Annotated in this window: 18 protein-coding genes; 7 read left to right on the forward strand and 11 right to left on the reverse strand. The window is 64.6% G+C overall.

The genetic code is table 11. The features are described 5' to 3' along the window. Positions 1–60: 60 nt before the first annotated feature. From KVY23_RS10695 to KVY23_RS10715, 5 genes are all read right to left on the reverse strand, one after another. Positions 61–1,452: a replication-associated recombination protein A gene (locus KVY23_RS10695; protein WP_230556438.1), complete on the reverse strand. Its 1,392-nt coding sequence runs from the start codon at positions 1,450–1,452 to the stop codon at positions 61–63. 8 nt (positions 1,453–1,460) lie between these two features. Beyond that, positions 1,461–2,618 (reverse strand): kinase, encoded by a 1,158-nt coding sequence (locus KVY23_RS10700; RefSeq protein WP_230556375.1) that lies wholly within the window; start codon positions 2,616–2,618, stop codon positions 1,461–1,463. Between the two features lie 86 nt (positions 2,619–2,704). After that, positions 2,705–3,604, reverse strand: a complete 900-nt coding sequence (locus tag KVY23_RS10705; RefSeq protein WP_206510686.1) for a transglutaminase family protein — start codon at positions 3,602–3,604, stop codon at positions 2,705–2,707. Beyond that, positions 3,601–6,297: a circularly permuted type 2 ATP-grasp protein gene (locus tag KVY23_RS10710; RefSeq protein WP_230556376.1), complete on the reverse strand. Its 2,697-nt coding sequence runs from the start codon at positions 6,295–6,297 to the stop codon at positions 3,601–3,603. The genes KVY23_RS10705 and KVY23_RS10710 overlap by 4 nt, the downstream gene beginning before the upstream one ends. Before the next feature lie 120 nt (positions 6,298–6,417). Then, on the reverse strand, positions 6,418–9,819 hold the full coding sequence (locus KVY23_RS10715) for a DUF2126 domain-containing protein (RefSeq protein ID WP_230556377.1): 3,402 nt from the start codon (positions 9,817–9,819) through the stop codon (positions 6,418–6,420). A gap of 205 nt (positions 9,820–10,024) precedes the next feature. On the opposite strand from KVY23_RS10715, the gene KVY23_RS10720 reads away from it, so the two are divergent. From KVY23_RS10720 to KVY23_RS10730, 3 genes are all read left to right on the forward strand, one after another. Continuing rightward, positions 10,025–10,624: an RDD family protein gene (locus tag KVY23_RS10720; RefSeq protein ID WP_230556378.1), complete on the forward strand. Its 600-nt coding sequence runs from the start codon at positions 10,025–10,027 to the stop codon at positions 10,622–10,624. A gap of 175 nt (positions 10,625–10,799) precedes the next feature. Next, entirely contained in the window at positions 10,800–11,777 is a 978-nt protein-coding gene (locus tag KVY23_RS10725) for a hypothetical protein (RefSeq protein ID WP_230556379.1), read from the forward strand. 169 nt (positions 11,778–11,946) lie between these two features. Then, a complete protein-coding gene (locus tag KVY23_RS10730; RefSeq protein WP_230556380.1) occupies positions 11,947–12,861 on the forward strand; it encodes a hypothetical protein in 915 nt (304 codons plus the stop codon). 89 nt (positions 12,862–12,950) lie between these two features. On the opposite strand, the gene aspS is transcribed toward KVY23_RS10730, so the two are convergent. Next, complete coding sequence (gene aspS / locus KVY23_RS10735; protein WP_230556381.1) at positions 12,951–14,771, reverse strand: aspartate--tRNA ligase; 1,821 nt, start codon at positions 14,769–14,771, stop codon at positions 12,951–12,953. A 170-nt stretch (positions 14,772–14,941) separates the two neighbouring features. On the opposite strand from aspS, the gene KVY23_RS10740 reads away from it, so the two are divergent. Further along, positions 14,942–15,871: a neutral zinc metallopeptidase gene (locus tag KVY23_RS10740; RefSeq protein WP_230556382.1), complete on the forward strand. Its 930-nt coding sequence runs from the start codon at positions 14,942–14,944 to the stop codon at positions 15,869–15,871. Between the two features lie 10 nt (positions 15,872–15,881). Here KVY23_RS10740 and KVY23_RS10745 read toward each other — a convergent pair whose 3' ends face one another. Next, on the reverse strand, positions 15,882–16,931 hold the full coding sequence (locus KVY23_RS10745; protein ID WP_230556383.1) for an Rv2578c family radical SAM protein: 1,050 nt from the start codon (positions 16,929–16,931) through the stop codon (positions 15,882–15,884). A 112-nt stretch (positions 16,932–17,043) separates the two neighbouring features. Here KVY23_RS10745 and KVY23_RS10750 point away from each other — a divergent pair, with 112 nt between their 5' ends. Continuing rightward, entirely contained in the window at positions 17,044–17,511 is a 468-nt protein-coding gene (locus KVY23_RS10750) for a DUF3237 family protein (RefSeq protein WP_075838648.1), read from the forward strand. 4 nt (positions 17,512–17,515) lie between these two features. Here KVY23_RS10750 and KVY23_RS10755 read toward each other — a convergent pair whose 3' ends face one another. From KVY23_RS10755 to KVY23_RS10765, 3 genes are read right to left on the reverse strand one after another with little or no spacing between them, the layout of a single operon-like run. Continuing rightward, a complete protein-coding gene (locus KVY23_RS10755; protein WP_230556384.1) occupies positions 17,516–18,145 on the reverse strand; it encodes a hypothetical protein in 630 nt (209 codons plus the stop codon). Further along, the gene (gene hisS, locus KVY23_RS10760) at positions 18,135–19,406 is read right to left on the reverse strand and encodes a histidine--tRNA ligase (protein WP_230556385.1); all 1,272 of its coding nucleotides are present in this window, start codon (positions 19,404–19,406) and stop codon (positions 18,135–18,137) included. Before hisS ends, KVY23_RS10755 begins: the two co-directional genes overlap by 11 nt. Positions 19,407–19,408: 2 nt before the next feature. After that, complete coding sequence (locus KVY23_RS10765; protein ID WP_230556386.1) at positions 19,409–20,104, reverse strand: MBL fold metallo-hydrolase; 696 nt, start codon at positions 20,102–20,104, stop codon at positions 19,409–19,411. A gap of 193 nt (positions 20,105–20,297) precedes the next feature. Here KVY23_RS10765 and KVY23_RS10770 point away from each other — a divergent pair, with 193 nt between their 5' ends. Beyond that, a complete protein-coding gene (locus KVY23_RS10770) occupies positions 20,298–21,167 on the forward strand; it encodes a peptidylprolyl isomerase (protein WP_230556387.1) in 870 nt (289 codons plus the stop codon). Further along, the gene (locus tag KVY23_RS10775) at positions 21,164–21,958 is read left to right on the forward strand and encodes a peptidylprolyl isomerase (protein ID WP_230556388.1); all 795 of its coding nucleotides are present in this window, start codon (positions 21,164–21,166) and stop codon (positions 21,956–21,958) included. The genes KVY23_RS10770 and KVY23_RS10775 overlap by 4 nt, the downstream gene beginning before the upstream one ends. Before the next feature lie 71 nt (positions 21,959–22,029). Here KVY23_RS10775 and KVY23_RS10780 read toward each other — a convergent pair whose 3' ends face one another. After that, on the reverse strand, positions 22,030–24,420 hold the full coding sequence (locus KVY23_RS10780) for a bifunctional (p)ppGpp synthetase/guanosine-3',5'-bis(diphosphate) 3'-pyrophosphohydrolase (RefSeq protein ID WP_230556389.1): 2,391 nt from the start codon (positions 24,418–24,420) through the stop codon (positions 22,030–22,032). Between the last annotated feature and the right edge of the window lie 90 nt (positions 24,421–24,510).

Below are 24,510 nucleotides of genomic sequence, written 5' to 3' on the forward strand. Positions count from 1 at the left end.
ACCTGTGCAGTCCCCGCGGAGCAGCGGCTCAGCGACTGGGCAACGAAGCGACTCAGCGACTCAGCGACCGCGCACGATACGACGCAACTTGCCCACCCGAGTTCCGATCTCTCGTTCGACACCGTGATCGGTCGGCTCGTAATAGTTCACGCCCACCAACTCGTCCGGCGGATACTGCTGTCGCAGGACGCCGCCGGGGTCGCTGTGCGGGTACTTGTAGCCCACCGCGTTTCCGAGCGCCTCGGCTCCCTTGTAATGCCCGTCGCGCAGGTGGGCTGGGACCGAACCCGACTTGCCGGCCGCTACGTCGGCCATGGCCGCGCCGAGCGCAGCGATCACCGCGCCGGACTTGGGGGCCGTGGCCAGGTGGATTGTTGCCTGGGCCAATGCCAGGCGCGCTTCCGGCATACCGATCATCTGCACCGCAGTCGCGGCCGCTGTCGCCGTCTGCAGCGCTGTCGGGTCGGCCATGCCGACATCCTCGCTGGCGTGCACGACGAGGCGCCGCGCAATGAATCGTGGATCCTCCCCCGCGGTGATCATGCGCGCCAGGTAGTGCAGGGCTGCGTCGACGTCCGATCCGCGAATGGACTTGATGAAGGCACTGATGACGTCGTAGTGCTGGTCACCGTCACGGTCGTAACGAACCGCTGCTTTGTCCACGCTGGCCTCGACGGTTGCCAGATCCAGCGTCGGGCCGGTCGCGGCTCCCGCTGCCGCTTCCAGCGCCGTCAGTGCGCGGCGAGCGTCCCCGGCCGCCAAGCGCACGAGGTGCGCCATGGCGTCGTCGTCGATACTCACGGCACCGTCGAGTCCACGCGGATCCTGCGCCGCCCTGGTGAGCAGCAATTCGATGTCGGCCGAGCTCAGCGGCTGCAACTGCAGCACGAGAGATCTCGACAACAACGGCGACACCACCGAGAACGAAGGATTTTCCGTCGTCGCCGCGACCAGCAGAACGATACGGTTCTCGACTGCTGCCAGCAGCGCGTCCTGCTGAGTCTTGGAGAAGCGGTGCACCTCGTCGATGAAGAGAACGGTCTGTTCGCCCGCGGTGAGCCTTCGACGCGCCAGATCGATGACGCCCCGGACTTCCTTCACACCAGCCGACAATGCCGAGAGCGCTTCGAACTTGCGTCCGGTGGCGCCGGAGATGAGTGATGCGAGTGTGGTCTTTCCTGTCCCAGGGGGCCCGTACAGCATGACCGAGGACGCGCCCGACCCGTCGACCAGCCGGCGCAACGGCGCGCCGGGAGCGAGCAGATGCGCCTGACCGACCACTTCCTCCAGCGTGCGGGGGCGCATTCGCACAGCTAGTGGCGCCTGTGGCCGCACGAAGGCTCGGGGTGGCTCGGCCCAATCGTCCTGCTCGTCCGCGGCAGACGATGGTTGCCCAGGCTCGTCGAAGAGGCCATGTTCGTCCGAGTCATCGTCGCCGAACCCTGCACCCATAGTGTCGGTCAGCGGTCCCACTTCGCTTCGAGGGCAGCAACGACGCGGCGAGCGAAGTCGGCGACATCGCTGTCACCGGTCGTGACGGCCTGGTCGACGAGCGCAGACCACCGCGACAGCAGGGCATCCGACCGGGGAACCGACAGGTGGTGCGCCCGCGCTGCAGCGATCCGCGTGTGATCGTTCGGCAAGAACCAGTACGTGGTGAGCCAGACCCAGATGAGTTGGGCATCGAGGATCTTCGAGGCGAGAACGGTGTCGTCGGCCAGGTGCGGCCAGATACCGACCACCTCGGAGCGCCACGCGTCGATCATTGCCTGCGCCAGCTCGGCGGAGAGATCGAAGTGACACAGGCATCCGGGGAACGACGCCAGCGCGTACGTGATGTCGAGTGTTGCGTCGCGGAAGCCGCCCCACTCGTAGTCGAGGAAGCGAACTCCCTCGTCGTTGACGATGATGTTGTCCGGGCACAGGTCGGAGGGGCTGAACGCGCGCGATGTCCCATGCGCGAAGAGTCGACCACTGCGTTCGACACGGTCGAAGAAGGCACTGGGTGTCTCGGCAATGCCCAGTTCGTCGGCGAGCATGCGCGGCACCGCCACGAGCGCATCGGGAATCTGTGCGGTAATACCGTCGGCGGTGTTCGGAAGCCCGACCCGGCGCAGCAATGCGGCGAAGTCGTCCTCCCTGCCCACCGTCGCAGCGTGCATCCGCCCCAGCGCCTGAGCCATCGCCATCAGGGAGTTGGTCACCGAAGCGGCATCGGAGTGCTTGAGCAGGGCCGTGATGGGGCTTGCATCGCCGAGGTCGCTGAGTACGAGCAACCGGGCGCTCAAGTCGTAGGCCAAGAGCTCTGGTCCTGGCCTGGAGTCGGTGGCGAGCGCATTCGCGAACTGGTACGACGCGGCTTCACGCAGAAACGCCGATTGGCCGCCGCCGTCGGCCGCCGAGCTCTCGACGGGGTTGTCACGAACCTGTTTGACCACCAGCGTGCGTGGGAGTTGGAAAGGATTCGCGGACACGCGCACACGAACGACGGTTGCCTGGCCACTGCCCCCCAGGTCGACCGGGTCGACGAGGGTGACGGATGCGCCGGTGCGCCTGGTGAGCAGCCGCTGAGCGGCGGCTACTACCTCTGAGACAGGATCTGCCAATATTGCGGTCATCGGGTACCAAGGTACCCGGTCCGTACGACGAACTGGGCTGTGTCGCCCCACCTCTTCGGTCCGACCTGGCAACTATTCGATACCGGCTATGTCACGACGGGAGCAACGTCGACCGACACCGAGATAGTGCTCTCGTCGGCCTCGGTGTAGATCACACCGCGCAGCGGGGGTACGTCAGCGTAGTCACGTCCCCACGCGAGAGTGGTGTACCGCTCGTCGACGAGTTGGTCGTTGGTGGGGTCGAATGCGAGCCACTTGTCGTCGGGCGTCCAGACGGCCGCCCAGGCATGCGTGGCGTCGACACCGATCATTCTCTCCTTACCGGGCGGAGGCTCGGTGGCGAGGTATCCCGACACATAGCGCGCCGCCAATCCCTTCGAACGCAAACAGGCGATCGCCAGCCGCGCGAAATCCTGACAGACCCCCGAGCGTGCCGACAGGACGTCCGCGACCTTCGTCGAGACAGTCGTCGAACCCGATCGATACGTGAAGTCCACGAAGATGCGATGCGTCAGATCGACGACGACGTCGCGCAACGCGCGTCCGGGGGCGAAGCTCGCCTCGGCGTAATCGCGAACCGCGTCGGTGATCTCGGGTGAGTCGAGATCGAGGACGAATTCGACCGCGGCGGCACGTGCCCCCTCTGCTGTGTAGGTTCCCGGCTCCTGTGGCCGCGCACTGCGCCACTCGCCGACGGTGCCGAGCGCGCGCGAGGTGTCGTCGGGCGGATCGACTTCGACGAGCGAATCAGCAGTGACCACGAGTTTTTCGTGGTCTGTGTTCACATGGAAATACACGTCCTCGTTGCCGTACACATCGACCCCGAACGACTGATCCGTCGGAGACGGCTCCACCTCGACGGACTTGACGATGCAGCGCTGCCCGTCCATGTCACGGGGAGTGAGAAAACCCCTGCCGTAGGACGAGGTCACTCGGTCCGAATAGGTGTAGGTGGTGATGTGCCGAATCCGATAATTCCTGCTCATACGCCTTCGCCGTTCTGTGCTGCGCCGGTCCGGTCTGCCCGCCGGTTCCGGACCGTTCCCCAGAGTGGTTGCGTCCCGCCCGGCAGCACCATGTGCGTCGCCAGCACCACGTTCGAGAGCTCGAGCAACTGACGGTGAATCCCGTCGACGAGTTCGACCAGCTCGACGCGCCGCCCCGAGGAGTCCACGGACTCGAGATCCCCCGGATCGACCCGTCGAAGTCGCACGGCGATCTGCTCGACCAGCTGCTCTCCTCGCGAGGTTCCCGACGCGTCCGGTAGCGACCCGAGATCGTGTTTGATTCGGTCGAGTTGATAGACCAGCGAGCGTGGATTCCCCTCGTCGAACAGCAGAAGCTGCGCGACCGCGGCAGGTCTGGCGCGTCCGCGATTGCGACGACGGTAGACGACCGACGATTCCGCCGCGGACAGAATCGAGTCGATGACGGCCTGTTCCGTCGACGGCGTGAGAGCGTGCTCCAGGGTGGCGGAGAGCAGCGCCGTCAGCTGCAGACCACGCTCGATCCGCTTGCCGCAGTCCATCAGGTACCAACCGGGGTCGCGGACCATCGACTCCGACGCCAACCCGCTCAGCGCCGACAGCCCGCGCAGCACATCGGCCTGAGAGGCTGCCAACTGCGCACCGTTGTCGGGGCTCGCATTCTCCAACTCGCCCAGCGCGAGCTCGATATGGCTCAGGATCGCCCATGTGTCGATGGACAGTTGATCTCGAACACCGCGTGCAGCCTGCTGCAGGCGATCAACGGATTGAGCCAGCGAGCCGAGCCGACCGACGGACAGCGTCAGGGAGCGGAACTCCGCAATCGCGTTCTCTCGAACGTTCTCGTTGTAGAACCCTGGTCCGGTACCGGAAACCTTGGTCACCGCCTCGAGCAGTACTGGGAGGCTGTCGCTACCGTCGAGCCACGGCATCGATCGGTAATCCTGGTGCCTCTCCCGAGCTGCGATCAGCAGCCGCGTCATATCCTCGGCTCGCTCGCTGTAGCGACCGAGCCAGAACAGATCACCGAGCACACGCGGCGAGCTCACGACATCGACGTTGGCGGCGGCTGCGTAATGCGGAAGTTCCTCCGCCTTCGCGGGCGGGGTGTGCGGGGCGGAGTCCGCCGGTGTCACCCGATGGGCCGAGCGGACCCACACGTCCTTCGATGCCACCGTGATCAGCGGTTCGGCGACCGGTTCAGTGACAAGTACCTGTCCCAGACCGCCGGCCATCGGTGTGTATCCGACGCTCTGCGCGACGCTGAAGAGTCGCAAACCAACCTCGGCCACGCCGATGTCTCTGCCCCCGGATCCCGATCCCGATGGGGATGTGGAGAACTCCGGGGTCTCCTGGCCGACCCACTTCCACGGTTCGGCTGCCAAGCGGCGCCGAAATCGGTCTGCGGCGGCGTCGTCGAGGTCGTGTCCGACGACCACCTCGTGGTCGGACACGGACCGGAAGACCAGCGACCGCATGCGTGCAGTGAGGTGGGAAAGACCATTCTGCGCGCCTCCCCACATCGAGGGTGTCGATTCCAGCAGCAAGTCCTCATCGAGCAGAGCGCGGCTCAGCGCAGGCAGCAACGTCGGTAGCGCAGGGTTCTCGAGAACGCCGCTGCCCAGAGTGTTCACCACGCTCACCGCGCCTCGACGGAGCACTTCCACCAGGCCGACGACCCCCAACCGCGAGTCCGGCCGCAGGTCCAGCGGGTCCGTGAAGTCGGCGTCGACGCGGCGCAGCACGACGTCGACCCGCCTCAATGTCCCCAACGACCGCATCCACAGGCAACCGTCGCGTACCACCAGGTCGGCATTCTCGACAAGCGGAAAACCGAGCACGGTTGCCAGATACGCCTGGTCGAATGCAGTCTCGGAGTGCGATCCCGGAGACAGAACCACCACCACAGGGTCTTCTGCCGCGGCAGGTGCGGCATCGATCAGAGCGAGCCGCACAGCGCGGGCGAACGTCGACAGCGGCCGCGGATTGGTGTCCTGGAACAACTCGGGTGTCGCCCGGGACATCACGCGTCGATCAGCGAGCGCATATCCGATCCCCGACGGGGCCTGTGTCCGGTCCCCTGCGACACGGAAGCTTCCGTCCGAACTGCGCCCGACATCGGCGGCATGCAAGAAAAGCTGGTGGGGCCCAGGGATGGTGATCCCGTGCGCGGCCCGCAGGTACCCAGGGTCACCGAACACCAACTGCGGGGGGATGAGGCCGCGCCGCACGGTATCCATCGGACCGTAGAGGTCGGTCAGCACAGCGTCGAGCAACCGGGATCGTTGCACGAGTCCGGCCTCGATCAGCTTCCAGTCGTCGGCGGACAGAACCAGCGGAAGCCCGTCCAACCCCCACCGCACCGGCGCGACGACACCGTCGGAGCCGTCCGCGGGAACCGGGTTGTAGGTGATGCCGTGGTCGTCGACAATCCGGCGTACGCGGGACTGCAGGACGCGCTCGCCCTCGGGTCCGGCAGCGTCGAGCGTGCCGACGAGTTCGGTCCACTGCGGACGCAGCGCACCGTCCGAATCCAGCAGTTCGTCATAACGCGGTCGTCCGCCGACGAACCCGCCGAGTCGGTTGCGATAGTCGGCAATCACCTGCGCGGACGCGCTGGGCAACGGACCGGAAGCCGTGTGGGAGCTGGGGTCCGTGCGGGCGCCGGAGTCGACCGCATCCACGGGAACCATCGAGTCGTCATTCCTTCCGTCGGGCGACCGACGTGCCGATTCAGGGCCACCGACGAGTGGATCCCAGAAATAGCCCGATGGTCGTCACCGGTGTTTCGACTCGTTGTTCGACCTTTGTCGCTACCTGGAATGGACGCCCGTACGACGGAGATCCAGCATTCCCGGGGCCGCGACATCGATCGACTGTCGAGCATGCATCTCGAGCAATCTTGCTATGTCCACCTTGCCTGCGGTGAACCCGCCCTCCTCGAACCGTCCGTTCCGACGCGCCTCGGCCTCCACGGAATTGACCGGAGGTCCCTCGTAGGACCTACCACCCGGGTGGACCACATGGTAGGTGCAGCCACCGAGCGCCCGGCCGGTCTGCTTCTCCACAAGGTCGAATCGCAGCGGAGACTGAACTTCGATGGTGGGGTGCAATGCGCTCGGCGGCTGCCAGGCCCGGTACCGCACACCGGCCACATGAACGTCCTGGCGCTCGGTGCGCAACATCGGCACCGGAACTCCGTTGCACGTCACCAGATAGCGGCCCTCGTCCGCGCCGGCAATTCGCACCTGAACACGCTCGACCGAGGAGTCGACATAGCGGGCCGTCCCCGATGACGTCGACTCCTCCCCCAACGTGTTCCATGGCTCGATGGCACCGCGAAGTTCGAGTTCGGCGTCACCGATGACCGTGGTGCCGATCCGCGGGAAGCGAAACTCCGTGAAGGGGTCGAGCCAGCTGGTATCGAATTCGATGCCGTGTTCGCGCAAATCCTCGGCCACGCGTCCGATGTCTGCAATGACGAAGTGCGGCAGCATGTACCGGCCGTGCAGGTTGGCACCGTGCCGAATCAGCGGCGCCTTCAACGGGGTGTCCCAGAACCGCGACACCATCGAGCGAACGAGCAGCGACTGAACCATCGCCATCTGATGGTGCGGGGGCATCTCGAAACCGCGGAGTTCGAGCAGTCCGAGCCGTCCGCGCGTGCTGTCCGGGCTGTAGAGCTTGTCGATGCAGAACTCGGCTCGATGTGTGTTGCCGGTGATGTCGGTCAGCAGATGCCGCAGCGCACGGTCCACCACCCACGGAGATGCCGCGCGGTCGGGACCGGTGAGCCTGTCGATCTCGCTGAACGCGACCTCGAGTTCGTACAGTGCCTCCTCGCGGCCTTCGTCGGCGCGGGGCGCCTGAGACGTGGTGCCGATGAATCGCCCCGAGAACAGGTACGACAGCGACGGATGACGCTGCCAATGGGTGAGCAGCGACACCAACAGGTCCGGCCGTCGTAGGACCGGCGAATCCGACGGCGTGATGCCACCGAGGGTAATGTGATTGCCACCGCCTGTACCGCGCGTGGTGCCGTCGTTGTCGAAACCTTCGGTGCTCAGCCGCGACAGACGCGCCTCGCGGTAGAGGGTTTCCATCAAGTCGTTCTGTTCGGCCCACGACGACGACGGCTGGACATTGACCTCGATGACACCCGGATCCGGTGTCACCGTCAGTGTTTGGATGCGCGGATCGGACGGCGGACCGTATCCCTCGATCACCACCGGCGTGTCGATGGCGGACGCCGCGTTCTCCACCCTCTCGACCAGTTCGGCGAAGTCGTCGAGACGGTCCATCGGAGGCATGAACACATACAGAATTCCATCGCGAACTTCCGCGACGAGAGCGGTCACCGCATCGCCGCCGACGCTGGACCGTCCAGCAGCGTTGGATTCGACCAAACGCGCGTAGCGGGCGTGCGCAGGATCGACCGGTCGCGGCGGCCGCTGGGTGAGCTGATGCACCGGCAACGGTTGCTTCGCCTCGGTGGGATCCGACGGATTCTCCGGTGGGCCGCCGACCCAGGAGATCGCACTGAGCGGGAGCCTCAGACCTGCCGGAGAATCACCCTCCAGCAGCACGATTCGGCCGCGGCGAAGCGTCCAGTCTGCGCTGAGCCAGCCCGTTCCGTCGGCCTTTCGGCTGATCGGGAGAACGAAGGCGGCGGGCTGATCGGTCGACGAATCAAGACGAGCGAGCAGCGCCGCCCTGGACTCGGCGGAGTCGGTACCCGGCTCGAGATCGCCGTCGTCGACGGGCGGGGCGCCGTAGGGCTGTCGAACCAGTTCGAGCAACCGAACCAATGGGTCTTCGTATGCGGGCCGGGCTTGTTCGTCCGGCAGCCCGAGTGCCTCGACCAGGCTTCGAACCAGCTCGCCCGACGCCGCGTTCTCGACCGGGTCAGGGCGCTTGTCCTCCGGCAACCAGGGATCGGCGATCAGATCTGAATCGCGCCATAGCGATTCACCATCGGTTCGCCAGAACAGTCCGACCTGCCACCGCGGCAACGGTTCACCCGGATACCATTTGCCCTGGCTTCGCTGAACCAACCCGTCCGGCGCGTAGATGGTGCGCAACCTCTCGGCAAGTGCGCTGGCGAGGAGGCGCTTGTGCGGGCCATCTGCGGTCGTGTTCCATTCCGCGGCTTCCTGGTTCTCGATCGCCACGAATGTCGGCTCGCCGCCGACTGTGAGTCTGATGTCCTGCGCGGCCATCTTCTGGTCCAGGAGGGTCGCAGCCTCGACTACGCTCGCCCATTGTTCACGGGTGTACGGCAGCGTGGTGCGTGGGTCCTCGTGCACGCGCACAACGGTGTTGGCGAAGTCCAGCTCGGCCTTGCATTTGCCTGTGGCGCCGGAGATCGCAGCGGCCGTGGAGGGGTGCGGGGTAGCAGACAAGGGAATGTGTCCCTCGCCTGCGAACAGGCCGGACGTGGGATCCATGCCGACCCATCCCGCTCCGGGTAGGTACACCTCGGTCCAGGCGTGCAGATCTGTGAAGTCTTCAGCGGGCCCGGACGGACCGTCGAGAGACTTGATGTCCGATGCGAGTTGGACGAGGTAGCCGGAGACGAACCGCGCCGCGAGACCCATCTGCCGGAGGATGGACACCAGCAGCCACGCGGAATCGCGACAAGAACCGACCGCTGTGGTCAACGTGTGATCGGGCGATTGCACGCCCGGCTCCATCCGTACCGAGTATCCGACGTCACCGAGTACCGCTTGATTTGCCATCACCAGAAAGTCGATGGTGCGCAGCTTGTCACCGCGTTCGCGAACAGCAGCCTCCAGCTTTTCGACCCACGCCGTGACCACAGGTCCCGGGCCGGAGCCGGCTTCGCCTTCGTCGACGGGCCGCAGATAGGGTTCGAGGTCCGGCAGATCCTCCGCTTCGTACTCGAATCCGTAGTGTTCCGCCCAGTCCTCGACGAAGAAATCGAGTGGATTGATCACAGCCATGTCGGCCACCAACCCGACGGTGATGGACATATGGTCGGTGCGCTCCGGAAACACGACTCGGGCAAGGAAGTTTCCGAACACGTCCTGCTGCCAGTTGACGAAGTGCTCGGCCGGCTCGATCTTCAGCGAGTAAGCCTCGATCGGGGTGCGCGAGTGAGGAGCTGGGCGCAGCCGAATCTCGTGTGGATAGATCTGCACCGTGCGATCGAATGAATAGCTGGTGCGGTGTTCGAGTGCCACCTTGATGCCCACGGCGAGCCCCTATCGTGTCCCGGTATGGGTAAGAACCACCAACCTTAGAGGTCCCTGCTCGTGACCGCTCGGCGAGTAGAGTCGGGAAAAACACTCGCCGAGCCGTCATGGGGCCTTGACACACTCGGCCCGGTGATGTTCGCTCGGCGACGAAATCTACAGACGTCCACCAGCAAGCACAACAAAGTCAGTCAAGGGGATTTTCGTGAGTGTGAACCCACCCAACGGACCGCAGTACGGCGCCGACCCGAACGAGCCGCAATATCCGCAGAATCCCGCAGGCAACTACCCACCGCCCGGAAACTACCCGCCCCCGGGCAACTACCCGCCGCCACCCGTCTCGGGCAACGCAGGGTACGGGATGGGATCACAGCTACCCGGCGGCGTGCAGCCGGGTAGCTTGGGCATGCGCTTCCTGGCTCGCCTGATCGACGGCGTCATCATCGCAATCGTCTCGGCCATCATCTGGGCGATCGCCCCGGACGGGTTCGTCGGCCAGGTCATTTTCGGGCTGGCGACGGCTGTGCTCGGGTTCGCGTACTTCGTGTACTTCGAATCCTCGCGCGGACAGACGTTCGGCAAGCAGATTCTCGGTCTTCGTACCCTCGGCGCCGCAGGCGGCAACCCGACACAGGCCGAGGCCGCCAAGCGCAACGCGTTCATGCTGCTCAACATCGTGCCGCTGCTCGGTGGTCTGCTCGTGATCGTCGCGTACATCGTTATCGCCGTCACGATCAATTCCAGCCCGACCAAGCAGGGAAAGCACGACGAGATCGCTGGTGGAACACAGGTCGTCACGACCTAGCCAAAGCGAGCACCACGCTCGACAAAGCGGACAGAGAACGGACCGTCGACACCGTCGACGGTCCGTTTTCGCGTTCTCACCCGAGAATTCACCATCGATAGACGTGCCCGACGCGCTCCATGCGTGCACAATCCTCTCAAGTGCACGAGGCGCACCACCGACGAGAAGAGGCATCGTGAGCGTGAACCCACCGGACGGTCCGCAAGATGGTCCCGATCCGAACCAGCCCCAGAATCCCCAGTACCCACAAAATCCTCAGTACCCACAGAACCCTCAGTACCCACAGAATCCGCCCGGCAACTTCCCACCGCCGAGTGGCAACAACCCCCCGCCTCCCGGCAACTACCCACCACCGGGTGGCAACTACCCACCGCCTCCCGGCAACTACCCACCACCGGGTGGCAACTACCCACCGCCTCCCGGCAACTACCCACCACCGCCCGGCAACTACCCACCACCGCCCGGCAACTACCCACCACCGCCCGGCAACTACGGCGGCGGTTACGGGGCAGGCCTACCGCCGACCCTGAATGTCGGTGACGCCATCTCGTACGGATGGAACACCTTCAAGAACAACGCCGGCGTATGGGTCGGCATCGTTCTCATCGCCGGCGTCATCCAGATCGTGCTCAGTTTCGTGTTCGGTGGATTCGACACTTCCTCGGACTTCTCCGACTCATTCAGTGCCTGGAGGATCCTCGGCTCGTTGGTCACCGCGGTGGTCGGCTACCTGATCAATGCCGCTCTGATCAGAGGCGCTCTCCACGAAATCGACGGAAACAAGCCGGCGATCGGCTCGTTCTTTCAGTTCGGAAACGTCGCTTCGATCATCATCGCCAGCATCCTTGTCGGCATCATGGTCGGCATCGGTTTCGTGCTCTTGATCATCCCGGGAATCGTGCTCGCATTCCTGACCTGGTGGACGCTTCAGTTCGTTATCGACCGAAACGAGGATGCGATCACTGCGATCAAGTCCAGCTTCAAGGCGATTTCCGCCAATGCCGGCCCGCTGTTCCTGCTGGCGCTCGCCCTTTTCGGCATCAACGTACTCGGCCTCATCGCCTGCTTGGTAGGGCTTCTCGTGACCATTCCGGTCACGATTATCGCCTCCACCTATGCCTACCGGATCACCACGCGCAACGCGCCTGTCTGACGCGCGCGTCACGCCGACATCGGCCCCGAATCCAAGTATCGGATTCGGGGCCGATGCGCGTGCAGACTCTGAAACGATACTTTCCGGTATCGAATTGTCACCCGGACGTCGTATGGTTTCGGGGCGATCTGCGTCCATCGACGCACGATCCACTTCGAATGAAAGGGACATGGTGAACGACCAACCGACCGGGGGCGGCGGCCACGATCCACAATATGATCGACCCGAGAACCAACCGTACGAGCCCGGCCCGTATTCGGGCCAGTACCCACCGAATCAGTACCCACCGAATCAGTACCCACCGAATCAGTACCCGCCGGGGCAGTACCCCCCGATGGGCAATCACTGGGGCCACAGCCCGCAGCCGACGTACATTCAGCCCGCGACTCTCCGGGTAGGGGAAGCGCTCTCGTACGGCTGGAAGAAATTCGTAGCGAACATCGGCACCTGGCTTGCCTTCATGGGACTGTTCGCGGCGATCCTGCTCGTCTTCTACGTGGCACTGTTCGCCGTGACGTTCAACAACCTCACAGCCTCGGGGGCCTACGACGACCCGTCCTACGACGCCACATTCGTCGAGAACGGTCTCTCTGCCGGAATGATCGTCGGCACTTCGGTGGCAGGCATCATCGGATACTTCGCCTCCGCGCTCCTCGTTCGAGGATCCTTGCTCGAACTGGACGGTGCGACACCCTCCTTCGGGTCGTTTTGGCGCCTGCCGAACGTGGGGAATCTGACGGTGTTCGCAGTCGTCGCCTCGGTCCTCAACGCCGTTCTGAACGGCGCCCTACATCCCATCATCGGGATCTTCGTGAGCTTCGTTTTCGGCATCGCCATCTGGTTCGTGCTTCAGTTCCTGCTCGACCGGGGCACGTCAGCGATGGGTGCGGTCGCTGCGAACCTACGTCTGCTCGCCTCGAGTCCCGGGCCGCTGGCGTTGCTCTTCATGACCCTCGTGGCCCTCAACCTCGGCGGCGCGCTGTTGTGCGGACTGGGACTGATTCTCACGGTGCCGGTCACGATGATCGCCACGACCTACGCGTATCGAGTGCTGACCGGCGGGACCGTCTCGACTGCCCCCTGAGTCGCTCTCGCGCACGAGATCACGGCCGCGCACAACAAGGTGAGGCCCCTCGATGCTCGAGGGGCCTCACGGTCACGGGTCGGCGGCTGCTAGGCCGGTTCGGCGTCTGACTTCTCCGGCTTCGCGTCCGTCTCCGGCTTCGCGTCAGTCTTCTCTGGCTTCGCGTCGATACCGGATTCCTTGCGCTGCAAGGGCGTGATCGGCGCCGGAGCGTCCGTCAATGGGTCGACACCGCCACCGGACTTCGGGAACGCGATGACCTCGCGGATGGAATCGACACCGGCGAGAAGAGCGGTGATTCGATCCCATCCGAAAGCGATCCCACCATGCGGGGGTGCGCCGTAACTGAAAGCGTCGAGCAGGAAGCCGAACTTCTCCTGAGCCTCTCCTTCGTCGATCCCCATTACCGCGAACACTCGTTGCTGAATGTCCTTGCGGTGGATGCGGATACTGCCCCCGCCGATCTCGTTGCCATTGCAGACGATGTCGTAGGCGTAGGCGAGTGCCGATCCGGGATCGGTGTCGAATGTTTCCATCGACTCCGGCTTCGGTGATGTGAACGCGTGATGCACAGCCGTCCACGCACCCGATCCGACTGCAACGTCGCCGCTGGCGGTCGCGTCGGACGTCGGCTCGAACAGCGGGGCGTCGACGACCCACACGAAAGCCCACGCCTTCGGATCGATCAAATCGAGCTTGCGGGCGATCTCGCCACGCACGGCACCGAGCAGAGCGCGAGAGGTCTTGACTGAACCAGCCGAGAAGAAGATCGCGTCACCCGGCTTCGCGCCGACGTGCGCTGCGATCCCGTCACGCTCGGCGTCGGTGAGGTTCTTCGCAACCGGACCACCCAGCGTGCCGTCCTCGGCGACGAGAACATACGCGAGTCCCTTGTGGCCGCGCTGCTTGGCGAACTCCTGCCACTTGTCGAGTTGCTTGCGCGGCTGCGAGGCCCCACCCGGCATCACCACAGCACCGACGTAGGGCGCTTGGAACACACGGAAAGTCGTGTCGGCGAAGAAGTCGGTGCATTCGACCAGTTCGATCTCGAAACGTAGGTCCGGCTTGTCCGACCCGTAACGCCGCATCGAATCCGCGTACGTGATCCGCGGTATGGACGTGGTGAACTCGTGCCCGACGAGCTTCCACAGCGCGGCCAGAATCTCCTCGGCGAGCAGCATGACATCGTCCTGCGTGACGAAGCTCATCTCCACATCCAGCTGAGTGAACTCGGGCTGGCGGTCGGCGCGGAAATCCTCGTCGCGGTAGCACCGAGCAATTTGGTAGTACCGCTCGATACCGCCGACCATCAGCAGCTGCTTGAACAGCTGCGGGCTCTGCGGCAGTGCGTAGAAGCTGCCGGGCTGCAATCTGGCCGGCACGAGGAAGTCGCGAGCCCCCTCGGGCGTCGAACGTGTCAGCGTCGGCGTTTCCACCTCGATGAATTCGTGGTGAGCCAGGACACTGCGGGCGGCCGCGTTCACATGCGAACGCAGTCGGATGGCATGGCCCGGTCCTTCCCGCCGCAGGTCGAGGTAGCGGTACTTGAGCCGAGCTTCCTCTCCCGGTTGGTCATCGAGCTGGAACGGCAGCGGAGCGCTCTCCGAGAGCACTTCGATGTCGGAGGCGTCGACCTCGACGGCGCCCGTCGGGATCTCGTAGTTCTGATTGCCGTCGGGGCGCTGCTCGACGGTGCCGGTCACCTTCACCACGTACTCGGCGCGGAGCCGGTGCGCCTTCTCCGCGACATCGCCGGCGCGGAATACGACCTGGGCGACCCCTGAAGCGTCGCGGAGATCGATGAAGATGACACCGCCGTGATCGCGTCGGCGCGCAACCCAACCCGTCAGGGTGACTGTTCGGTCGACGTGCTCGGATCGAAGTGATCCGGCGAGGTGGGTGCGCAGCACGGGTTTCCTTTCGCGAAAAGCCGAAAATAGGTGTTCGTCGGTCACCGATCCTACGGAGCGCGACATCGGTACCGGAAACGCGATACCACCAGCCGTGCGAAGCTGGTGCCCGACAGCGGTATTTCAGGTCGTACCCGCGTTGCGGGGCACCGTCGAGAGGGACTCGATCGATGACGTTCAGCAGAGGCTCACGCATGGAACGCGGGCGGGTGTCCGTCGGTGGCAGCGGTGGAGGCCGGGGCGGGAAGGTCGCACTGGGCGGCATCGGCGGTGTCGTCGTCTTGGTCGTCGCCCTACTGCTCGGCGGCGACCCCGGCGAACTTCTGAGCCAGCTGGGCGGTGTCGACGGTTCCTCGCAGGGCGGGTCCGGTGAGGCGGGCACCCTCGAAGGATGCGAGACCGAGGAGGATGCGAACTCGAAGGTCGACTGCCGAATCGGATTCACCGTGTCGAGTCTGGACACCGTCTGGCAGTCGCAACTGGCGGCGCAGACGGGAGTCGCCTACGTGCGTCCGGCCGTGAACATCTTCACCGACTCGACCTTCACCGGTTGCGGCAGCGCTACCAGCGCCGTCGGCCCCTTCTACTGCCCGGCCGACGCGACTGCGTATTTCGACACCAGCTTCTTCCGAGTTCTCGTCGATCAGTTCGGCTCCAGCGGCGGACCGCTCGCCCAGGAATACGTGGTGGCCCACGAAGTCGGGCATCACATCCAGAACCAACTCGGCGACATCGGACGCGCACAATCCGATCCACAGGGACCCGAGTCCGGGGGCGTTCGTGTCGAACTGCAGGCCGACTGCTACGCCGGGATATGGGCGCATTTCGCGACGCAGATCCCCGCGGAAGAGACCGGTGTTCCGTTCCTCGACCCACTCTCCGAGGCCGATGTCGACGACGCCCTCTCTGCTGCCGCGTCGGTGGGCGACGACCGGATCCAGCAGTCGACCACCGGGCAGGTCAACCCTGAGGGTTGGACCCACGGATCGTCGGCGCAGCGGCAATCATGGTTTCTCACCGGCTACCGAACGGGCTCGGTGTCGGCGTGCGACACTTTCGCCGCAGTCGATCTGAACAATCCCGCGGCGCTCACCCGCTGACCGAGGCGATCTAGAACAGCGTCAACGCGGGAGTGCGATCCGTCGGTGCCGCAGACGATTTCGCCGGCACATCGGACGGGGAGGCCAGGATATCTTCGACCGGCCCCGCCTGCTCGGCGGCGAATCCATGCCGTTCCAGCAGCGGGTCGATACGCCGGCGAAGCCATGCCGTGTACTCCGGCGTCACATACGCGCCATCGCCGTACAACTGCCGATAACGGCGAACCAGGGCTGGATGGTTCGTCGCCAACCACGACATGAACCAGTCCTTGGTCGAGGAGCGTAGATGCATCGGGAGCGTCGTCACCGAGGACGCACCCGCCTCGGCCAGCGCCTCGAACAGGCCGTCGAGTTGCCGCGCGCCGTCGGTGACGAACGGGATTACCGGCGCCACCATTACCCCACACGGTAGGCCTGCGTCACGGATCGCTCGGATGAGATCGAGCCGCGCACGCGGGCTGGGGGTTCCGGGTTCCAGCTGTCGCTGCAGTTCAGGATCAGCCATCGCGAGGCTGACACTTATCCGGACATCGACCTCACCGGCGGCCAGCGTCAGCAAAGGCAGGTCGCGTCGGAGCAGAGTGCCCTTCGTCAAGATCGAGAACGGTGTGCCGGATTCCGTGAGTGCCCTGATGATTCCGGGCATCAGCCGGTAGCGACCCTCGGCACGCTGATAAGGGTCGGTGCTGGTACCCAGAGCCACCATCTCGCGCTTCCAGGAACGTCGCGCCAACTCCTTACGCAGCACCGCAGCGATGTTGGTCTTCACAACGATCTGCGAGTCGAAGTCGTTGCCCGAGTCGAGATCCAGATACTCGTGAGTGGGGCGGGCGAAGCAGTATCGGCAGGCATGCGAGCATCCCCTGGACGGATTGATCGTCCAGGTGAACGGTAGCGAGTTGTCCCCCTGCACCTTGTTGAGTGCACTCTTGCACAGCACCTCGTGGAACGTGATTCCCTCGAACTCGGGTGTCTGTACGCTGCGAACGAGCCCGGCACGCCCGAGACCGGGCAACGCGCCCTCGTCTGCGGCGTCGAGTGTCTGACCGGCCCATCGCATGCGCATAGTCGAACATGTGTTCTAGAGCGTGTCAAGGTCGACTCGGGGGCCGGAGGACGCCGTACCATCGGATCCACCCACCGACCTCACACCAACAAGGAGCGTTCTGCACGTGACTGCACCCATCGCGCCCACCCTCGAGCCGATACTCCGGCTCGGACTCAGCTTGGGCGTCCCGATCGATCTCGGAGCGGTACCGGCGGGCGAACGCGTCGTGACACCTATCCTGGGCGGGGCAGCACCCGGTCCGGATATCGAGGGCACCTTGGCGGGTTCGTCGTCGATCGTTGCGACGACGCGGGCCGACGGATGCACCGAACTGAGCACCGAACTCGTCCTCGAACTGGCTGACGGCGGTTATCTTTCGCTCGCACATCGCGTATTTCAGTTCGGCCCGGCCGAGGTCATCGAGTCCCTGGGCGGCACCGAGGAAGTGGATCCAGCGACCTACTACTTCCGCGGCACGCTCGACATCTCGACCGCCGTACCGCAGTTCACCTACCTCAACCGCGCATTGGTCGTCACGTCCGGATCACGCTCGGTCGATTCCATCGTTCTCGATGCCTTCCTCGTGACCTGAGCGTTCAGCTCGTCAACTCGACGACTTCCCGGTCGGTCAAGGTAGCGATGGGCGTTCGGCCGGCGTCACGAACCAGTTCGACCGCTCGATGCAGCGGACGTTCGCTCAGACCCGCGTCCCTGGCTTCCGCTTTGAGCTGATCGACCAGCACCGAGGCGATCGCGGCAGCAGGGACGAGTTCTGTGGTCCACAGCGCGTCTGCGAGTGAGCGGAGCGCAAGAATCGGAAATTCCCGTCCTCCCCCGCCGGTGTAGAGCGCCAGCGCAATAGTGGCGCGGGTCTTGCCGTCGTAGAGCCGCAGCGACACCTGATCGATCCGGGCAACCCGAACCTGAAGCTCGGCGGTCACCACGTCGGGAACTACCAATCGCTTCGTGCGAAACCCGCCACGAATGTGAACAACGTTGTCCGCGAGCCAGATGCGGCGCCTGATGCCCACCCACGCCGAGCCCGCGGTAGGCACTGCGACCACGAGCCCGAGAACCACTGCCACGACGACCGGAAGAAAGAAGCTCGCAATCACAGCGAGGAGAACCGCCACCACGATCGAGCCGACCGCGAACTTCTTCAGGCGCGGCGCGACGACATCGACGGGAATCAGATCCAGTGCGACGGACGTTCCCTCACTTGGCAATGCCGGCCTCCACCTGTGCAAGCACCTCGGTGAGCGGTACTTCGCGCTGCTCCCCCGTGGCAAGTTCCTTCAATACCACTGTGCCCGCCGCCAACTCCTTGTCGCCGAGCACCAGGGCGTATCGAGCGCCCGAGCGGTCCGCCGCCTTCATCGCACCCTTGACTCCGCGGTTGCCGTAAGCCATATCCACGCTGATTCCCTTGCCCCGCAACTGACCTGCAATAGTGACGATTCGCGCTTTCGCTTCGGCGCCGAGCGGTACACCGAATACGTCACAGCGTGCCGTCGAAGCAGCCGACTTGCCCTCTGCGGCGAGTGCGAGCATCGTGCGATCGACGCCGAGGCCGAATCCGATACCCGAAAGCTCCTGCCCTCCCAGTTGCGCCATGAGCCCGTCGTAGCGACCCCCGCCGCCGATACCGGACTGTGCACCGAGGCCGTCGTGGACGAACTCGAAGGTCGTCTTGGTGTAGTAGTCGAGCCCGCGCACCATGCGTGGATTGACGACGTACGGCACGCCGAGTGCATCGAGGTGACAAAGGACTTCCTCGAAGTGGGCCTTGGCCGTGTCCGAGAGGTGATCGAGCATGAGTGGTGCATCCGCGGTCATCTCACGTACCTCGGGTCGCTTGTCGTCGAGTACGCGGAGCGGGTTGATCTCGGCACGCTTTCGGGTGTCCGCATCCAGCGGCAAACCGAAAAGGAAGCTCTGAAGCTTCTCGCGGTACTGCGGTCGGCACGTGTCATCCCCGAGCGACGTGATCTCGAGACGGAAAGCGCTCAGTCCGAGGCTCCGAAAGCCGGTGTCGGCAACGGCTACCACTTCTGCGTCGAGCGCGGGATCATCGATGCCGATGGCCTCGATGCCTACTTGTTGCAGCTGTCGATATCGTCCGGCCTGAGGACGCTCGTAGCGGAAGAACGGGCCGGCGTAGGCAAGTTTCACCGGCAGCGCCCCGCGATCGAGCCCATGTTCGATGACTGCACGCATGACGCCGGCGGTGCCCTCGGGACGCAACGTCACCGAGCGATCGCCCCGATCTGCGAACGTGTACATCTCCTTGCTCACCACGTCGGTCGATTCCCCGACGCCACGGGCGAACAGCCCGGTGTCCTCGAAGATCGGTAGTTCGATGTGGCCGTATCCGGCGTTACGGGCGGCGCCGAGCAAGCCCTCGCGCACGGCGACGAACTCCGCAGAGTTCGGCGGAAAGTAGTCGGGGATGCCCTTGGGCGCAGAAAAATTGGTCGGCTTGCTCACGGTCACAGCTTTCCTTGTCCGGGTACCGACAGTCCAACGAGAAAGGGATTGGCGGCGCGTTCGGAACCGATCGAACTCTGGCCACCGTGCCCGGGCAGGATCACCGTGTCATCGCTCATCGGCAGCAACGAATGTGCAATGGATTGCAGGAGCTGCTCGTGGTCGCCTCCGGGGAGATCCGTGCGACCGATCGAGCCGGCGAACAGCGTGTCACCGGTGAGGGCGACGCGGACAATGTCACCGTTGGGTCCATCCATCTCGATGGTGAACACCACCGACCCCTGCGTGTGCCCGGGAGTGTGGAGGACTCCGAAGGGAATCCCTGCCAGTTCGAGGGGCACACCGTCGTCGAGACCGCGTACCTCGTCCGGCTCGGAGAACTCAGCGTCTCCCAGCAGTGCTGCCAGCGTCGGCCCGGTTCCTCGAAGCGGATCCGAGAGCATGTAGCGGTCTTCGGTGTGAATGTATGCCGGAATGTCGAAAGTCCGACACAACGGTTCGACCGACCACGTGTGATCGAGGTGGCCGTGTGTGAGCAGAATCGCAACGGGCGTGATGTTCGATTCGTCCAGAAAGCGCATGAGTGGTTCGGCTGCGTCCTGGCCGGGATCGACTACGACGCACTCACGGGCATCGTCGTGCGCGATGACGTAGCAGTTGGTCTGGAACATTCCCGCCGGGAATCCGGTGACGAGCACGGCAGCAGCTCCTGTTTTGGGGTGAGGGCAGGTCGGACCCAGCGTAGTTGCATGGTGTTCACCTGCACGTCGCCAGTGCCCGACCAGAATGTTCTCAGGATGTGATGGCACACTCACTCACGGTCGGTTCGGTCTCGGATGGTGCCGAATCGAGGACACTTCTCGATCGAGGACTAGCAGGAGGACACGTCAATTGCCCAGCAACGAGCAGCGGCGCGAAGCAGCCAAGAGAAAGCTCGAGCGACAGCTCGAACGTCGCGCCGAACGTGCGAAGAAGCGTAAGCAACTGACGATCGCCGGATCGATTCTCGGCGTCGTGGTCGTCGTAGGTGCAGTTGCCGTCGCGGTCGCGCTCACCCGGGGCAGCGACGATGCCGATACGACGGCTGCCGATGCCACCTCGAGCGCGACGAGCGGCGACACGCTCATCGCCGAAGGCCGCGCTGAGGCGCTCCCCGAGACCGTCGATTGTGCGTATCCCACTGCTCCGCAGCCCGCCGCGAAGGAGAACACTCCTCCGCGCGCAGAGGGTGTGCCCACGAGCGAGGAAACTCTGAGCTACAGCATGGAGACGACCCAGGGCAACATCGGTCTGACGCTGAACAACCCACAGTCTCCCTGCACTGTGAACAGCTTTGTCTCGTTGGCCAACCAGGGCTACTTCGACGGCACCACGTGCCATCGCCTCACCACCGGGGGCGCCCTGCAGGTTCTGCAGTGCGGTGATCCAGCAGGAACCGGCGCGGGTGGCCCGGGTTATCAGTTCGACGACGAGTTCCCAGCGGATCAGTTCGCCGACGGTGACTCCGCGGCAGACGACCCGATCACCTATCCGCGCGGCACGGTGGCCATGGCGAACGCCGGCGCGGGAACCAACGGCAGCCAGTTCTTCCTGGTCTACGGCGACTCGACACTCCCGCCCGCATACACCGTGTTCGGCAGCATCGACGAGACAGGACTGCAGACCCTGGACCAGATTGCAGCAGCAGGCGTCGAAGGTGGCGCGTCCGACGGTGCCCCCGCTGAGCCGGTCGAGATCACCAGCCTCGTGAGCGACCTGTGACGCGGCCTTCGGTGCTGTGGGCGGCTGTCGGCGCGGCGGCACTTGTACTCGCGGGCTGCTCCTCCGGCTCCACCGACTCGCCGGATGCGACAACCAGCAGCGCGCAATCCTCGACCTCCGCTCCCGCCAGCACCACGCAGATGCCGTTGGACATGACTCGATTCGGAGTGCTTCCCCCGGTTCCGGCGGCGTTGGCACAGACGACCACGTGCAGCTACCCGGAATCGTCGCCGGCCGTGAAGGAGAACGTGCCGCCGGCGACCACCGAGGTGCCTACCGAAGGAATCGTCGATGTCGCCGTCGCGACGAACCAGGGACCGATCGGGCTCACTCTCGACCGAACCGAAGCGCCGTGCACCGTGAACAGCTTCACGTCGTTGGCCTCGCAGGGATACTTCGATGACACCCTGTGCCATCGTTTGACCACGAGCGCCGGGCTGGAGGTTCTCCAGTGCGGAGATCCGTCCGGCACGGGTAGTCGCGGGCCGGGGTACGAGTACGCGAACGAATACCCCACGACCGCGTTCGCGCCGGAGGATCCGGCGCTGTCCATGCCCGTGGTGTACCCGCGCGGCACCGTGGCCATGGCGAACGCCGGACCTGGTACCAATGGCAGCCAGTTCTTCCTGGTCTACGCCGATTCGGTGCTGCCGCCGCAGTACACCGTCTTCGGCACCATCTCCGAGGAGGGGTTGGCCACACTCGACTCGATTGCCGAAGCCGGTGTGTCCGGCGGAGCGAGCGACGGCGCGCCGATCGATGACGTGATACTCGAGACCGTCACCGCATAAGGCACTTCGCGCATGTGAGTGGTTTTACATAGCGGGCTATGTAAAACCACTCACATGCGGCGGAGCCGCCCTCAGGCCGCCGAGGTCAGCCGATACACGTCGTAGACACCTTCGACGTTGCGTACGACATTGAGGACGTGCCCCAGGTGCTTCGGGTCGCCCATCTCGAAGGTGAACTTGCTGATGGCAACCCGGTCCCCCGACGTTGCGACCGAGGCCGAGAGAATGTTGACCTTCTCGTCCGCCAAAGCCTTGGTGACATCGGACAACAGCCGGTGCCGGTCGAGTGCCTCGATCTGAATTGCCACCAGAAAGACCGAGGACGCAGACGGTGCCCACTCGACGTCGATGAACCGTTCGGACTGCTCGCCGAGTGACTTCGCGTTGGTGCAGTCGGTCCGGTGCACGCTGACCGAACCGCCTCGTGTGACGAACCCGAGAATGTCGTCGCCGGGCACCGGTGTACAGCACTTCGCCAACTTGGCCACGACACCTTCGGTTCCCGATACCAACACGCCGGCGTCGCCGACCTGACGTGGTCGCGTCGGGATGGTCGACGGAGTCGCCCGCTCTGCGAGTTCCTCCTCCACGTCTCCGACGCCGCCCAGGTGAGCGACCAATCGCTGCACCACATGCTGGGCAGAGACATGACTCTCCCCGACCGCTGTGTAGAGCGCCGAGACATCGACGTAGCGGAGCTCGTGGGCGATGGTCGACATCGACTCGGCGTTCATCAATCGCTGCAGAGGTAGCCCGCCGCGGCGGACTTCCTTGGCAATCGCATCCTTGCCGGCCTCGAGCGCCTCTTCACGGCGTTCCTTGGCGAACCACTGACGGATCTTGGTCTTTGCGCGCGGTGACGCGACAAACCCCTGCCAGTCGCGGCTGGGCCCCGCGGTGACTGCTTTCGAGGTGAAAACCTCGACTACCTCACCGTTGTCCAGCTTTCGCTCGAGGGCGACGAGGCGGCCGTTGACGCGGGCGCCGATACAGCGGTGGCCGACCTCGGTGTGAACGGCGTAGGCGAAGTCGACGGGACACGAACCCGCCGGCAGCGTCACCACGTCGCCCTTGGGTGTGAAGACGAAGATCTCTTTTACCGCGAGGTCGTACCGTAGAGACTCGAGGAATTCGCCCGGATCCGCGGCTTCACGCTGCCAGTCCAGGAGCTGGCGCATCCACGCCATATCGTCGACCTCGGCGTTGTCGCTGCCGTGCTTTCCGCGCGTCTCCTTGTACCGCCAGTGCGCGGCGATGCCGAACTCCGCGGTGCGGTGCATGTCACGGGTGCGGATCTGGACTTCCAGGGGCTTGCCCTCAGGCCCGACGACCGTGGTGTGCAGTGATTGATAGACCCCGTAGCGAGGCTGTGCGATGTAGTCCTTGAACCGCCCCGCCATCGGCTGCCACAACGAGTGAACGACGCCTACAGCGGCATAGCAGTCGCGAATCTCGTCACACAGGATTCGCACCCCGACGAGATCGTGAATGTCGTCGAAGTCGCGTCCTTTGACGATCATCTTCTGGTAGATCGACCAGTAATGCTTGGGGCGACCTTCGACCACTGCGCTGATCCGCGAGGCCGAGAGCGAAGAATTGATCTCGGCTCTGACTTTTTCGAGATAGGTATCGCGGGACGGGGCGCGGTCGGCAACCAAACGAACGATCTCGTCGTACTTCTTCGGGTGCAGAATTGCGAACGCCAGGTCCTCCAACTCCCACTTGACCGTCGCCATACCGAGTCGGTGCGCGAGCGGAGCGATGACCTCGAGGGTTTCCTTCGCCTTCCGCGCCTGCTTCTCCGGTGGCAGGAAGCGCATGGTGCGCATGTTGTGCAGGCGGTCGGCGACCTTGATCACCAGCACTCGAGGATCCCGGGCCATCGCGATGATCATCTTGCGGATGGTTTCGCCCTCGGCAGCCGTACCGAGAACGACCTTGTCCAATTTGGTGACGCCGTCGACCAGATGCGCCACCTCCTCCCCGAACTCGTCGGTGAGTTGGACCAGCGAATACCCGGTGTCCTCGACGGTGTCGTGTAGCAGGGCCGCGACGAGGGTGGTGGTGTCCATCCCGAGCTCGGCGAGAATATTGGCCACGGCGAGTGGGTGCGTGATGTACGGGTCGCCCGATTTACGCATCTGACTCGCGTGACGCTCGTCGGCAACATCGTAGGCACGCTGCAGCAACGCCAGGTCCGCCTTGGGAAACAGCTCACGGTGCAAGCTGACGAGCGGTTCGAGTACCGGCTTGACGGTGGTGTTCCGGCCGGCGGTGATCCTGCGCGCCAGCCGCGCGCGCACGCGTCTCGATGCCGACGTCGGCACCGTGGGCGTCGCGCCGCGGCCGAGAACCAACGGGGGCTCAGCAGGCGAGGCGTCCGACAAGACCCCTTCCGACGAGGGCTCAGCTTGTTCGGGCAGGGGCTGGTCGGGCACCCCTTCGTCGACGGAACGGGTCATTGCGATCGCCTCCTGCCGCGTTGACTGTCCTCGTGTTCGCCGTGAGTTCTCTGACCTCTCACATGCTGATCACGACCACAGCATGTTTCG

The organism is Rhodococcus sp. I2R (assembly GCF_020889545.1).
Taxonomy (GTDB): Bacteria; Actinomycetota; Actinomycetes; order Mycobacteriales; family Mycobacteriaceae; genus Rhodococcoides.

Bases quoted from the DNA above. Each gene is read 5' to 3' on its own strand.
- KVY23_RS10695 (WP_230556438.1), bottom strand. From the start codon at position 1,452: ATGGGTGCAGGGTTCGGCGACGATGACTCGGACGAACATGGCCTCTTC.
- KVY23_RS10700 (WP_230556375.1), bottom strand. From the start codon at position 2,618: ATGACCGCAATATTGGCAGATCCTGTCTCAGAGGTAGTAGCCGCCGCT.
- KVY23_RS10705 (WP_206510686.1), bottom strand. From the start codon at position 3,604: ATGAGCAGGAATTATCGGATTCGGCACATCACCACCTACACCTATTCG.
- KVY23_RS10710 (WP_230556376.1), bottom strand. From the start codon at position 6,297: ATGGTTCCCGTGGATGCGGTCGACTCCGGCGCCCGCACGGACCCCAGC.
- KVY23_RS10730 (WP_230556380.1), top strand. From the start codon at position 11,947: ATGGTGAACGACCAACCGACCGGGGGCGGCGGCCACGATCCACAATAT.
- KVY23_RS10740 (WP_230556382.1), top strand. From the start codon at position 14,942: ATGACGTTCAGCAGAGGCTCACGCATGGAACGCGGGCGGGTGTCCGTC.
- KVY23_RS10745 (WP_230556383.1), bottom strand. From the start codon at position 16,931: ATGCGATGGGCCGGTCAGACACTCGACGCCGCAGACGAGGGCGCGTTG.
- KVY23_RS10780 (WP_230556389.1), bottom strand. From the start codon at position 24,420: ATGACCCGTTCCGTCGACGAAGGGGTGCCCGACCAGCCCCTGCCCGAA.